Below are 12,419 nucleotides of genomic sequence, written 5' to 3' on the forward strand. Positions count from 1 at the left end.
GCACAAACGAAAGACCCCCGCCGCCGGAGTCCGGCGACGGGGGTCGTAACGTGGAGTGGGGAAATTACTTTCCTGCCACCACGTCCAGTTCGATCACAGCGGCAACGTCAGCGTGGAGGCGGACGTTGGCCTGGTAGGAACCAACCGACTTGATGTGTGCGGGCAGTTCAACCTTGCGCTTGTCGATCTTGCCAAGGCCAGCGGCCTCAACAGCGTCGGCGACATCGCCCTGCTTGACGGTGCCGAACAGGCGGCCGGACTCGCCGGCCTTGACGACCAGCTTGACCGGCTTGGCGGACAGTGCAGCGGCCTGCTTCTGAGCATCTTCCAGGGAAGCGTGCTCGCGGGCGGCGCGGGCAGCCTTGATGGACTCAACCTGCTTCTCGCCACCCTTCGACCAGGTCAGGGCGAAGTTGCGGGGCAGCAGGTAGTTACGTGCGTAACCGTCCTTGACCTCGACAACATCGTAAGCAGCACCGAGACCGGTGACTTCGTGGGTCAGAATGAGCTTTGCCATGTTAGTTAATCCCTTCCTTAGCCGCGGCCAGCGCCGGAGTAAGGCAGCAGAGCAACTTCGCGGGCGTTCTTGATTGCCTGGGCGATCTTGCGCTGTTCCTGCACCGTGACGCCAGTGACGCGACGGGCGCGGATCTTGCCGCGGTCGGAGATGAACTTGCGCAGCAATGCTACGTCCTTGTAGTCGATGACAGTGATGTCAGCGGCCTTCAAGGGGTTGGACTTTGGTTTGGGCTTACGGAGTTCAGCCTTAGCCATCGTGGAGCTCCTATTCTAGGGAGCCCGTGGATGTTGATCCACGGGATGGTGGTGGTCCGACGGCGGCAGTGCCTTGGGTGCGTGGCGCACCCCTGCAGTCCCGGCGCCGGGCCGATATTTGGGTTTTAGAAGGGAGGTTCGGAATCGGGGCCGTTGCCCCAGCCGCCTGCGTTGGATACACCGGGCGTAGCCCAGGGATCGTCCTGTGCAGCCTGCTGGTTGCCGCCGCCCCAGCCTCCACCGGAGTTGCCACCCTGGTTTCCACCAGAGTTGCCGCCTCCGAAGCCACCGCCGCTGTTGCCGCCGCCGAAGCCGCCGCCACCCTGTCCGCCGGAGCGCTGGGTGCGGTTGACCTTGGCATTGGCGTAGCGCAGGCTGGGGCCGATCTCATCGACCTCAAGCTCGATAACGGTGCGCTTTTCGCCTTCTTTTGTTTCGTAGGAACGGCTCTTCAGGCGGCCGGTCACAATCACCCGCATGCCCTTGGTCAGGGATTCGGCGACGTTCTCGGCTGCTTCACGCCATACGGCAGCGCGGAGGAACAGGGTTTCCCCGTCCTTCCACTCGTTGGACTGACGATCAAAGGTGCGGGGGGTGGAAGCGATGGTGAAGTTCGCTACTGCCGAACCTGACGGTGTGAACCGCAATTCCGGGTCATTGGTGAGGTTACCGATGACCGTAATGGTGGTCTCGCCTGCCATCTACTGCCTCCTTGTTCGATCCTGGGTGAAGAGTGCGTTTCCCGCGGGGTAAAGAATGAAGACGGTGCTGAACTACTCAGCAACAACCTTCTGCTCTTCGGGGCGGGTGATCTTGGTGCGCATGATGGTCTCGTTAAGAGACAGCTGGCGGTCAAGTTCCTTGGCGGTCTCCGGCTTGGCGGTGAAGTTCACCACGGCGTAGATACCTTCGGACTTCTTCTTGATGTCGTAAGCCAGACGGCGACGGCCCCAGATGTCAACCTTTTCGATGGTTCCACCATCGTTGGTGATGACGTTCAGGAACTTCTGAAGCGACGGCTCAACGGTACGCTCTTCGACCTCGGGGTCGATGATTACCATCAATTCGTAAGGACGCATATGTGAACCCACCTCCTTTGGGCTAAGCGGTTACGGCATTTCCGTAACAGGAGGTTCATTTGCGATTCCGTGCAATGCCTTGCCGCCGGAACGGAGGCAGGACGCAGCACAGACTTCAATATCCTAGTGCATTTGGACCCGATAGGCGATTCACGCTTGACCCAAGGCTAGCCCCGCTGGAGGTGGGCAGCAGCCGGAGGTTCAGCCATGTGGAAAACCTGCAGCCAGCGGCGTCCGTTACCAATACACTTTCGCCGACCGGGCAGCGCCACGCCAACGCAGTGAGGTCCGTTACCTAATTGTGATTCTTGGAGCCCTTTCGTGTACGGTCGTCCGGGGGCCGCCCCCAGCCGGCTCCAGTCCCGGATGCCGCCCAACTCTGCCGCGTCCGTGATTAACACCAGATACCAGGCAGAGGCGGGGGACCCGAGCGTCCCGGGCGAGGCCACGTGCCCGCCCTTGGGGTGAAGCCGCAACCCGCGGCCGGATGCCCTCATCCGAACCCGACAGCTAACTCCGCAGGCGATGAGAGGTAGCTTTTCCATGCCCGCACCCCGCAAAGGCAGCGCCAACCCAGCGCACCGTTATCAAAATGAGATAGATCCTGCCGGGACATCCCCGGCCTCCCGGTCCGGTGCTCCAGCCCAGGCGCGCCGTCGCCGGCCTCTTGCCGCCGGTCTTGCCGCAGCACTCCTCGGCGTAGGTTCCCTGGGCCTGGGCCTGACCCACGGTGACGGAACCGCGGATGTGGCGCGGGTGGCAAGTGCAGAGGATGCCGGCAGCGCCGTACCCAGCCAAACTCCGGACGTTCCGGTTCACGCTCCAACGCCCGTCCCCGCAGTCGAAGCCGCTCCTGCTGCCGCTCCTTCCCCGGCAGAGGCACCGGCACCTGCCCCCGCGCCAGTGCCGGCACCCGCCGCGCCTGCCCCTCCCTCCGAATCCCCGATCGCAGTGGCGCCGGCAGCGGCACAGCTGGCCAGCAGCGGGACGCCTGCGCCCGCCGGGGTCCCCGGGAACTGGACCATGACCTTCGCCGACGAGTTCAACGGGGCCGGACTGGACGCCGCGAAGTGGTCCGGCTGCTGGTTCTCCCCCGGCTGCGGAACCATGAACAAGGTCTCCACCAGCCCGGCGAACGTCTCCGTGGCCAACGGGAACCTGGCCCTGGGCCTCAGCTCATCCACCTCCGGCGGACTGGTATCCACCAACCCGAGGGGCGGGGCGGGGACCGGTTTCCAGTTCACCACCGGCTACGTCGAGGCCAGGATCAAGTTCCCGGGCAACGCCAACGGCCTCTACAACTGGCCTGCCTTCTGGACCACCGGACAGTCGTGGCCGGTCACCGGCGAGAATGACATCGCCGAGGTGCTGCAGGCCAGGATGACCGTGAACTACCACTCCGGTTCCGGCTCCCACAACCAGGGCGGCGTGGGCGGCAACTGGGCCAACGAGTACCACACCTTTGGCCTGCACCGGATGCCAAACACCTCGGACGTGTACTTCGACGGCGTAAAGGTCAAGTCCTACCCCACCGACGACGGAAATGCCCCGCAGTACATCGTGCTGAATGTTGGCGCCTCCTCCACGAACCCGGCCTACGGCGCACCGTCCCAGATGATGGTGGACTACGTGCGCGCCTGGCAGTAGCAGGCCACGCACCCAGGTAAGAAGGGCGACGGCGGAACCTCCCGCCGTCGCCCTTTTTCGGCTTCCCTCAAGGTTGCCTAAAGCAACCCTCCGGGGACTATGTGATCCAGTACACTCTTGCAATGAAGCTCCTGTACGTGACGGAAAGCGTGCCCAACCGGGATCCGGAACTGGGGGATGGAAGCTCGATGATCCCGTACGAAGTGATCCTGCACCTCCCCCCTGACGTTGCCGTCACGCTGCTGACCTTCTCGGGTCCTGTTCCGGTTCCGGCAGAAATCAGGAACCGCTGCGATACCGTGTACGAACTGGCCCCGCGGGAAGAACTTTCGGCCTTTGCCCGCTCCATGGGCGGCCTTACGGGACTGGGAAAACACCGGCGGTCCACCCCGTCTGCCCGCGCAGCCGCCGCCCGGTTGTCCGCAAGCCGGGACGCAACCCTGATCCATGGCCCCCACGCCCTTTTCCTGTCCCACTGCATCACCGGTCCCTTGGTGCTGCAGACAGTGGACCCCTGGTCCATCCGGGCCGGCATGGATACCGCGATCGCACGCACCTTCCGGCCCGCCTACCGGCTGCGCGAACAATTGGCCGCCCGCGCTGAGCGGCAGCTGCCGCCCCGGGCCAGGCTCCTGACCGTCGGAGCCCAGGACGCAGCGGCCTGGTCCGCCACGCTCGGCAGGGCGGTCACGAGCATCCCCAACGGCACGGCGGTGGCCACCGGTCCCCGCCGGGAGCGGAAGGCCCCCGTGGTGTGCTTCGCGGGCAGCCTGAACTACGCGCCCAACGCGGACAGCGCGACGGTACTGGTCAACAGGATCGCGCCGCTGGTGTGGCGGGAGGTCCCGGACGCCCGCTTCGTCATCGCAGGGCGGCGCCCCACACCGGCGGTGCAGGCGCTGGCCGGACCCCGGGTGGACATCCTGGCCAACGTGCCTTCCATCCTGGACGTGTTCCAGGGGGCGGATGTGGCGGTTTTCCCGGACGAGCACGGCGTAGGAATCCGGAACTCCGTCCTGGAGGCCCTCGCCGCGGGTCTGCCCGTGGTGGCCACCCCGGTGGCCGCGAGGGAACTTCCCGCGCATCCGCTGCTGGCCGTTCGGGACAGCCAGGATGCACTTGTCCGCGAGGTGGTGGAACACCTCACCGCTCCCAAGCAACCGCCCGGGCCTTCCCACGGCGCTGCGGGAACGGCGGCCGCAGGCGCAGTCCGCACCTGGGACACCGTGGCAGGCGAATACCTGGCGGAAGTCCATGCGGCCATGGCTGGTTTATCCCCCGCGGGGGAGCTTACCCGGACGAACAGGCAACCATGACGTACGCGCCGGGGGAACTGGAGCGCAAGGGAGTCCGGGGAGCCCTGTGGCAGGGGCTCGCCTTCGCCTCGGGCAGGGTGATCGTGCTGGTGACCACGGTGGTCCTGGCACGGCTGCTCTCGCCTGAGGAATACGGCCTGGTCGCCCTGGCGCTGGTGCTGATGGCCTACGCCGAAACCATCGCCGATGCCGGGGTGGGACAGGCCTTGGTTTACCTGCCCAAGACACCGGTCATCGCCAGATCGGCGCTGCTGCTTTCCGTTGCCCTGGGCGCAGTGCTGGCCTTGGCCGCCCTGCTTGCTGCTGACGCGGTGGAGGACCTTCTTGGGCTGGACGGCGTGGCCCCGCTGGTGCAGGTCCTTGGCGTTTCGGTGTTTGCCACGGCCTGCGGCGCCGTCCCGGAAGCCATCATGCGCCGGGACCTGAAGTTCAGGCAGCTCACGGCGGCTCCGGTACTGCGCGCCGCAACCATGGGAACGGTGACCCTTTACCTGGCGTTCACCGGCCACGGCGCCTGGTCACTCGCCGTCGGAACGGCTGCCGGGTCCGTGGCCTATGCCGCCACCTGCTGGTTCCTGGTCCGCCGCGAGGCGCCCTGGCAAATCTGGCGTGTGAGCAAAAGCGCCATCGGGGAAAACGTCCGCTTCGGCGCTCCCGTGGTAAGCAGCACCATGCTTGCCAGGGCGATCTTCGACGTCGATTACCTGGTCATCGGCATTGTGCTGGGCGCACACGCCCTGGGTCTCTATACCCTCGCGTTCCGGCTGCCGGAGGCCCTGATCCTGAACGTGTTCTTTGTCCTGTCCACCGTCCTGTTCCCCCTGTACACGCAGGTCCGGGGCGACCGGCAGCGGCTGCGGGACGGCTACCTGAAGAGTGTCACCGTGCAGGCGCTGTACGGCATCACGGCAGGTGTGGGCCTGGCCGTGGTGGCACCCGTCCTGGTCCCGGTCCTTTTCGGGCAGCAATGGGAGGAATCGGTCACGCCCCTGGTATTCCTGGCCCTGTACGCGGCCGCCCGCTCCCTGGGCGCCGGGGCCAATGATGTCTACAAGGCGATGGGCCGCCCCGGTCTGTCCATCTGGATCTCCGTGGTCCGCCTGGTGGTCCTCCTCCCGGCCCTGATCTTCGCCACCCAGTGGGGCATCGTAGGTGTCGCCTGCGCCCAGATGGTGGTGGCCGTGGTCTTCGCCTTCGGCATGCAGGCAGTAGCCGCCAAGGTCATGGGCACAAGGATGCGCCGGATGATGCGGGCCGCCGCTCCGGGCCTGGTGTGCGGCGCCGCGGTGGGCCTGGTGGGCCTGGTCAACCTGGCACGGCATGCCCTGGGACCGGTCCCCACGCTGGTTGTCATGGTGGTGGCCGGAGTGGGCGCGGTATACGCAGTGCTGCGGTTCGGCTACCGGGACCTGCACGACGAGATCCTGGGTCTTTTCCGGCACAACCACGAAAACCCGGGAGCGGCGGACAGCCGGACCTCCTAGCGGGTGGCCGCCCTACGCGGCTTCCACAACATGGCGCCACAACCAGAAGTCCCTGTCCGCCTGGAGGGCGGCCCGGACTTTCCCGTTTCCCTGCGTCGGATCAGCCTCCGCCTCCTGCGCCAGCCGGTCGGCAAGCGTGGCGGTGGAACGCGCCCACGTGGCGATGACCAGCAGCGGGAGGAGTGAGTGGTCCACTCCCCGCATGCCAAGGTGGCTGGACAGCGGCTCCAGCGCCCAGCCGCCCTTCCCGAAGGCCTTGTCAAAGGCCGCCATCTGGGCCTCCCGGGCGAACGCCTGCTCGCTGGATTCGCTCAAGTACTGGAGGTAGAACACCAGGTCGTGCCCGGGGACTCCATCCGTGAGCGAGCGTTCCCAGTCCATGACCTGCAGGGCGCCGCCGGGTTTAACAAGCAGGTTGGGATGGCTCAGGTCGCCGTGTTCGATGACCGCGGGCAGTTGCGAGCTGCGCAGCGGGGCAAGGAGTTCGTGCGTGCGCCCAACGAGCTCATTCGTCCGGGCATCCGGGCTTACCAATCCTTCCAGGGCCGCCAATGGCGCGGCAACGGCGCGCTGGTACCAGTCCACGTTGCCGGCGGCGGGCTGCGTGCAGGGAAGTGCCCCCACGAATGCGGCTCCGGTGGCGACGGCGGCAGGCAGGTCCGCTGCCACCGTCCTGGGATCCAGCGGCAGGCCGGTCAACGCAGTTTCGACCAGGACCGTGTACGGCCCCACGTCCCGGATTCCCACCAGTCGTGGAACACCGGCGCCTGAGTCGCGGACGGCGGCGGAGAGCTGGGCCAGCATGGCCGCCTCACGGCGGACGCCGCTGTTGTCCCCGGGCTGCCGCGGCACCTTCACCACCAGGGCCGGTTCGCTGTGCCGGAACGGGAAGACCAGGGCCACCACGTGCCGGGAGGTTGCAAACCGCGGGGTCAGCAGCAGAGTCTCCCATCGCTTGCCCAGGCCGTACTGGTCGAGGGCGAACTCGTCGAAGTGGTCCCGCAGGAACTGGTCTATGAAGCTCATCGCTCCGCAATCCTCTCCGGAAGCCGGCCCGTGACGGTGCCCTCGGGGACCAGGAGGTCGAAGACATGCAGTGCCAGGGCCATGTGCACCGCAGCCGCTTTGAGGGCCCCGAAGCGCACATCCTTGCGCAGGGCCAGGGTGTCCCGGATGGACACGCCGGACCGGACCGGAACCAGCCTGGCTGTCCGCTCCCGGTTGGGGGCGTTCCAGTACAAGGCAACGTCCTGGTACCCCCGGCGCTCCAGCGTCCGCTTCCACCCTCTCAGCGTCCGGGGTCCGGAACGCTGGAGCAGGGAGCGGCTGGCCTCCACGCAAATCCAGCCTCCCGGTTCCAGTGCCAAGCCGGCGCTTTCGATCTGGCCGGGGCCCGGCGAGGCCAGCAGCACCACGTCACATGTCCTTCCGCCCGGCCCGGTGTCCGGCTCGTCCAGCCGCACAGCCTGCGGGTCCAGCAGGCGCAGTGCCGATTCTGTTTCCGCACTCACCCTTCCGGCGAAGCCCAGGGTGCGCGGCTGCAGGACCGGAAGCAGGAACCGCCAGTCCAGGAGCCGCCAAAGGTGCAGGGACAGGGCCTCGCCGGCGACGGTTTCCGCCGCGGCGGGGCTCGGGGAAGCGGGGCCGACGGCGGTGGTGCGGTGCAGGGCGCGCCTTGCGGTGGTTGCCCTCCCGGCAGCCGGGGAGCACATGTCCCAGATGATGCCGGTAGCCACGCGCTGCACGGCCTCCACCGGCTGGGCCGCATCAACCACCCGGCTGCCGGGAAGCCGGCCTGCCAGCCGGAGGTAGTCGTTCCGCCACGATTCCAGGAGCTCCGGGCTGTGTTCACCTTTCCGCTCGAACATCACCGCGCCGGGAACATCAAGCACCAGGAGCACGTCCGGGGCAGGGATGACGGCCAGGGCCAGGGCGTTGCTGATCCGTGCCAGGGGACCGCCGCCGGGGCCGGCAAGCAGCGCGTCGTACGCCACGCGGTCCATCAGCACCACCTTGCCCATGCGGCGGTAAAACCTGGCCAGGACTCCGCCACGGACCAGCCGGTACACCTTCTTGGCCGTCCTTCCGCCCGGAATCCGGTTGAGCACCGCATCAAAAGGCCCCGCGCCCCACAGGCCCATGTACACGTATTTGGTGGGCAGCGGCACGTCGGCGTGAAGCCCGTTCAACAGGGTGGTCTTGCCCGCTCCGTCCGGAGCCATGACGCCCAGCAAGGGAGTATGCCCCCGGAGCCGGGCGCCCGAGCGCCTCAGTGTCCGCCTGACCGCTTCCATGAACGCAGGGCTCGCCCCGCCACTCCAGGACGCCCTCATTTGGGAGGCCATGGCGGGAGCATCCCCGAACCGGCCGGCGAGGACCAGGTTCAACATGTCCGTTGCCAGCCCCGCACCCACCCTGCGCCGGACCGACTCCGCAATCCTGCCGCCGTCGGCCGCCACCCTGGCAGCCGCCCGCGCAGCATCCTGCCGCGCCGGCGTAATTCCACCCTTGTCCATGAACAGATGCAGCAGCAGCAGCCAGGCCTGGTCCGCGGGGTCGGGCATCCAGTAGGAGCCGTGCCGGATCCTTCGCCGCAGGCAGCGGGCCGCCCACGGGGTGCGCCACTGCTGGCAGGAGCCGAACTCCAGGTCGGAGACGACGTCAAGCTTGATCCAGGCTCCGTCGCCGGGTGAGTAGCTGAAGTAGAACCTGTGGCTGCCGTGGCCCCAGGCAAGGACCCTGCAGAACCCTGCTGCCGCCATCACGTCGTCAAGCCGGGAAAGGAGGTGCTTGTCCACGAGGATGTCCACGTCCCCCGCGGGCAGGGCCAGATCGTCCTCGCCGCGGAGCAGGAGCCATGGCAACCCGGTCCCGTCGAGGGTGTCGAAGACCGCTGCCACCCGGGGGTGGATCTGTTGCCTCGCGGCGACTTCGGGCTCCGTCAGGGCACCGGGGTGACCCAGCTCTTCGGGAACCGGAAGGTCACTGGTGATATCCATGGTGCAATCCCCCAAATCGTCCTAAACCGCGGTCGCGGCACTTGGTTCGTTCACGGTGTGTAGGCATACTGGGCCACCCAATCAACCTGCAGGTGCCCCGCTGTGCCGGCGGCCGGAAAGGTTGCTTTGGCGTCATCGGCGGTCTCCGCCTGGAGCGTCCAGCGCATGGGCGTGTTCGGCACACCCTTGGGTTTGGTTGTCTGGTCCACCAGCTCGCCGTCCAGGAACCACTGGACCAGGCCGGGGCTCCATTCGATGGTGGCAACATGCCATTGGCCTGCGCGGGAGTCCGAGTACTTCTTGTCGGCGGGATCGAAGTCCATCCCGTCGGTCGTGCGGGTCCCTTTGATGGCGGAGTTCCCGTAGAGGGATCCGTCCAGGGCTCCTTCCGGCCAATCGATCTCTCCCTCGTTCCAGTCGTCGCTGGCCGGTCAGAGGAGGAACGCGATCTTGTAGCCCGGGACGGAGTCGTACCGGAACCTCACCGAGTACCTTCCGTACGTCTGGCCCGTATAGCCGAAGGGAATGACGCTGGCCACCCGCGGCCTGCTGTTCGAGTAGTGCAGGTAGAAGTCGAGGTAGCCGTCATGGACCGAAAGGACATCGTCCGGCGTGTACGTGCCAAAGCCCGATGAGTCGGAAAAGCCGGAATATCCACGCATGTCCTGCCCGTACACCTGGCCCACGGCCCCCAGCGGGGCCGGGACATCGAAGTCCTGGACCATGGTCTGCCGCCAGGACGGCAGATCCCCTTTCGGGGCCCCGGTAACCTTCGAGGAATCCGCGTGGAGGGCCAGCAGCGCAGCCCCGACGATGGACAACGACGTTACCGTGACGAGCGACAACTGGTACACCCGGCCGCTACCTTCCCCAGTCAGCACGGGAAACCTCATAGATCCGCACGGACTTGTTCTCAAACACCAGCTCGGTGCCCCTGGCCACGTTCAGGTCATGCTCAAGCGGGACCAGGACATCCTTGGAGAACTGGCGTGGAACGCCGGTGGATGTGCGCTGCTGCAGGTCCGAGACCACCACGAAGACCCGGTCCGAGGGGCGCAGCCTGGCTGCTGCCCTGGTCTTGTCAACGTAGGCCAGCATGTCATCCCCCGTGAACGGCTGGGCAGAGTTGTGCAGCTTCGACGCAACCGAAACAAGCTGCCCGGTGCGGAGGTAGAAGGCGTAGTGCGAGCCAACCAGCAGCGGCAGGTGGTAGTTCGTTTCCACTACTGCGTCGCCCCGCCGTACGTTGGAGTCGAGCCAGCGGCTGGCCGATACGTCTGCAGCCGGTACCCGGACGTTCGCTTCGTTCTGGAAGTACACGGCCGTAAACAGCACGGCCATGACCGAGATGGCCGAGGTTGCGCCCACTACGGCCTTCCTGCCCGGGAGTTTCCCGGACCAGAAGAGCCAGGCTGCGCCGATGGCAAGCCACGGAAGGGCGAACATGAAGACGCGAAGCCTGCCCTCGCCGCCGTAGGACGTGCCGAAGAGTCCAATGATGGGGGTTGCCGCAAGCGTCCCCACGATCAGGGTGGTGCGGACGTTGCCCCGGAGGATGTTGCGGATGAACCCCAACCCTGCAAGCAAGGCGGTGAACAGGGACAACGCCAGTGCTTCGCGTGCCAGCCACCGTCCGGAGAGGAGGGACGGACCATCCGCGCCGCTGGAGGCTTTATAACCGGCGTTGGCCAGGAAATCGAAACCGCTGAGCAGGCCGTACTTGTCCTTGACGAACTCGGCGTTGGGAAGGAGGTAGAGCAGGGCCATCAGCAGCAGCGCGGGCGCTACCCAGGCCGGCTTGAAGTAGCGGGCCAGGAAGAGGGGGAAGAGCCCCAGGATGGCGAGGTATGGGGTCAGCTGGTGGCTCATCACAATCATTGCCTGCAGGACCAGGACTGCAGCGATGGCCATTGCCTGCTGGCGGCCGCTGTACGTCTTGACCTCCTCCGGCTCGGGCGCCTCTTTTGAGAAGCGGCCGGACAGCCGGCCCTCAAGCCTGAGAACCCAGGGGGCCGGGTTGCCGCGAAGATAGGTGAGGATCAGCAGGCACATGGTCAGGTGCAGCGTGTAGGCGAAGGCCTGCGGCGAGTAGTAGTTTTGGTTCAGCCAGTTGGAGAGGGCGAAAACCAGCGCACTCGTCCAGTAGATCCGCGGGTTCTTTGTCAGGGTCCTGGCGATGGCGAGCACCAGAACCACGTTTATCAGCGCGAATACCGGCTCGGCCCCTCCGGCATAGGCCATGGCGTCCTTGTAGCCGCTGGATTCACCCAGGAACGCGCTGAACAGGAAGAAGCCGGGCCAGCGGTTGTAGATGTCAATATCCGGGTCGAACTGGCCGGTGGTCTGGATCAGGTCCGTGACGGCTATGTGCTTATAGGTCCAGGGCAGCCGCGGGACGTTCGTCAGCAGCCCGGCGGAAGAATAAAGGATGACCACCAGCCCCGTAATGGAGGCGCCGGTGAGCCACCCGGAGTGCTCGCCCTGGCGGACGATGCTCCAGATGCAGAGTGCCACCACGAGGGCCAGCGCAATGTACCAGGTGGCAGGGAAGGCGGCGAGCAGGCCGAGGTCGCCGAGGTGGGGATTTGTGAGCCCCAGTGTGGCGGCCCATGTGACCATGGCGGCCAGGAGAACCAGCCAGGGTGCATAGGTTTTGAGCTCCGGACGGGGCAGCCGGGCTGCGTCGGCCCGGGTGCTGGGGGGCCCCGGCACCAGCAGGGCGGCCGCGGATACCAGCATGATGCCGGCGGCGGCGGGCCGGGGATTCCAGAGCTGGAGCCACCCCATGACGGCGGCGGCCAGGGCCAGTGCAGTGGCGCTTACGACGATGGTGAAGATCAGGCGCGCCACCGGGTCCACATTCCGGACCCACCGCACCAGTGCCCAGCCCGGAATGAGGAGGCACACCAGGAGTTTGGCGCCCGCAATGGACTCTCCCCCGACGTCGAACAGGATCAGGACCGCCGTCACGGCACCGAGCAGTGCCAGGACGTAATCGGAATACCCTGGCCTGCGCCGGCGTGAAGGGCGGGAGTTCATCGGGCCGGACACGTCACCCCTGATGAGAAGCGCCATACTGTTTCAACTCCTGGATTGCTTGCCGCCGGTGGAGCGACCCTC

The 12,419-nt window shown here is 66.4% G+C and carries 12 protein-coding genes and 1 riboswitch; of the genes, 3 read left to right on the top strand and 9 right to left on the bottom strand.

What is annotated here, in order from left to right; genetic code table 11:
• Positions 1-64: 64 nt before the first annotated feature.
• The 4 genes from rplI to rpsF form a co-directional block, all read right to left on the bottom strand.
• Positions 65-517, bottom strand: coding sequence for a 50S ribosomal protein L9 (gene rplI, locus NMQ03_RS20740; protein ID WP_255173783.1), 453 nt, complete (start codon positions 515-517; stop codon positions 65-67).
• A gap of 17 nt (positions 518-534) precedes the next feature.
• Positions 535-774 carry a 30S ribosomal protein S18 gene (rpsR, locus tag NMQ03_RS20745; RefSeq protein ID WP_003800144.1) on the bottom strand — a complete coding sequence of 80 codons (240 nt, stop codon included), beginning with the start codon at positions 772-774 and terminating at the stop codon, positions 535-537.
• A 125-nt stretch (positions 775-899) separates the two neighbouring features.
• Positions 900-1,475 (bottom strand): single-stranded DNA-binding protein, encoded by a 576-nt coding sequence (locus NMQ03_RS20750; RefSeq protein WP_141158852.1) that lies wholly within the window; start codon positions 1,473-1,475, stop codon positions 900-902.
• A 72-nt stretch (positions 1,476-1,547) separates the two neighbouring features.
• Entirely contained in the window at positions 1,548-1,853 is a 306-nt protein-coding gene (gene rpsF, locus NMQ03_RS20755; RefSeq protein ID WP_015939036.1) for a 30S ribosomal protein S6, read from the bottom strand.
• A gap of 388 nt (positions 1,854-2,241) precedes the next feature.
• Positions 2,242-2,393: riboswitch (cyclic di-AMP (ydaO/yuaA leader) on the top strand.
• Positions 2,394-2,396: 3 nt separating this feature from the next.
• Here rpsF and NMQ03_RS20760 point away from each other — a divergent pair.
• From NMQ03_RS20760 to NMQ03_RS20770, 3 genes are all read left to right on the top strand, one after another.
• Complete coding sequence (locus NMQ03_RS20760) at positions 2,397-3,500, top strand: family 16 glycosylhydrolase (protein ID WP_255173784.1); 1,104 nt, start codon at positions 2,397-2,399, stop codon at positions 3,498-3,500.
• 122 nt (positions 3,501-3,622) lie between these two features.
• Positions 3,623-4,816, top strand: a complete 1,194-nt coding sequence (locus NMQ03_RS20765) for a glycosyltransferase family 4 protein (RefSeq protein WP_255173785.1) — start codon at positions 3,623-3,625, stop codon at positions 4,814-4,816.
• Positions 4,813-6,300 carry an oligosaccharide flippase family protein gene (locus tag NMQ03_RS20770; protein ID WP_255173786.1) on the top strand — a complete coding sequence of 496 codons (1,488 nt, stop codon included), beginning with the start codon at positions 4,813-4,815 and terminating at the stop codon, positions 6,298-6,300. The genes NMQ03_RS20765 and NMQ03_RS20770 overlap by 4 nt, the downstream gene beginning before the upstream one ends.
• 12 nt (positions 6,301-6,312) lie before the next feature.
• On the opposite strand, the gene NMQ03_RS20775 is transcribed toward NMQ03_RS20770, so the two are convergent.
• Genes NMQ03_RS20775 through NMQ03_RS20795 form a run of 5 tightly spaced genes read right to left on the bottom strand, consistent with a single transcriptional unit; the run spans position 6,313 to position 12,374 of the window.
• Complete coding sequence (locus tag NMQ03_RS20775; RefSeq protein ID WP_255173787.1) at positions 6,313-7,326, bottom strand: aminoglycoside phosphotransferase family protein; 1,014 nt, start codon at positions 7,324-7,326, stop codon at positions 6,313-6,315.
• On the bottom strand, positions 7,323-9,299 hold the full coding sequence (locus NMQ03_RS20780; protein ID WP_255173788.1) for a hypothetical protein: 1,977 nt from the start codon (positions 9,297-9,299) through the stop codon (positions 7,323-7,325). The genes NMQ03_RS20775 and NMQ03_RS20780 overlap by 4 nt, the downstream gene beginning before the upstream one ends.
• A gap of 50 nt (positions 9,300-9,349) precedes the next feature.
• On the bottom strand, positions 9,350-9,700 hold the full coding sequence (locus NMQ03_RS20785; RefSeq protein ID WP_369693223.1) for a glycoside hydrolase family 16 protein: 351 nt from the start codon (positions 9,698-9,700) through the stop codon (positions 9,350-9,352).
• Between the two features lie 30 nt (positions 9,701-9,730).
• Positions 9,731-10,153 (bottom strand): hypothetical protein, encoded by a 423-nt coding sequence (locus tag NMQ03_RS20790; protein WP_255173789.1) that lies wholly within the window; start codon positions 10,151-10,153, stop codon positions 9,731-9,733.
• 7 nt (positions 10,154-10,160) lie between these two features.
• Positions 10,161-12,374 (bottom strand): hypothetical protein, encoded by a 2,214-nt coding sequence (locus NMQ03_RS20795; RefSeq protein ID WP_255173790.1) that lies wholly within the window; start codon positions 12,372-12,374, stop codon positions 10,161-10,163.
• Positions 12,375-12,419 lie beyond the last annotated feature (45 nt).

The sequence above is a fragment of the Arthrobacter sp. DNA4 genome, assembly GCF_024362385.1.
Classification (GTDB): Bacteria; Actinomycetota; Actinomycetes; order Actinomycetales; family Micrococcaceae; genus Arthrobacter.

What these genes read in the sequence shown, in the direction of transcription:
- rpsR (WP_003800144.1), bottom strand. Translation starts at nt 774, where the DNA reads ATGGCTAAGGCTGAACTCCGTAAGCCCAAACCAAAGTCCAACCCCTTG.
- rplI (WP_255173783.1), bottom strand. Translation starts at nt 517, where the DNA reads ATGGCAAAGCTCATTCTGACCCACGAAGTCACCGGTCTCGGTGCTGCT.
- NMQ03_RS20770 (WP_255173786.1), top strand. Translation starts at nt 4,813, where the DNA reads ATGACGTACGCGCCGGGGGAACTGGAGCGCAAGGGAGTCCGGGGAGCC.
- NMQ03_RS20780 (WP_255173788.1), bottom strand. Translation starts at nt 9,299, where the DNA reads ATGGATATCACCAGTGACCTTCCGGTTCCCGAAGAGCTGGGTCACCCC.
- NMQ03_RS20750 (WP_141158852.1), bottom strand. Translation starts at nt 1,475, where the DNA reads ATGGCAGGCGAGACCACCATTACGGTCATCGGTAACCTCACCAATGAC.
- NMQ03_RS20795 (WP_255173790.1), bottom strand. Translation starts at nt 12,374, where the DNA reads ATGGCGCTTCTCATCAGGGGTGACGTGTCCGGCCCGATGAACTCCCGC.
- NMQ03_RS20775 (WP_255173787.1), bottom strand. Translation starts at nt 7,326, where the DNA reads ATGAGCTTCATAGACCAGTTCCTGCGGGACCACTTCGACGAGTTCGCC.
- rpsF (WP_015939036.1), bottom strand. Translation starts at nt 1,853, where the DNA reads ATGCGTCCTTACGAATTGATGGTAATCATCGACCCCGAGGTCGAAGAG.
- NMQ03_RS20760 (WP_255173784.1), top strand. Translation starts at nt 2,397, where the DNA reads ATGCCCGCACCCCGCAAAGGCAGCGCCAACCCAGCGCACCGTTATCAA.
- NMQ03_RS20765 (WP_255173785.1), top strand. Translation starts at nt 3,623, where the DNA reads ATGAAGCTCCTGTACGTGACGGAAAGCGTGCCCAACCGGGATCCGGAA.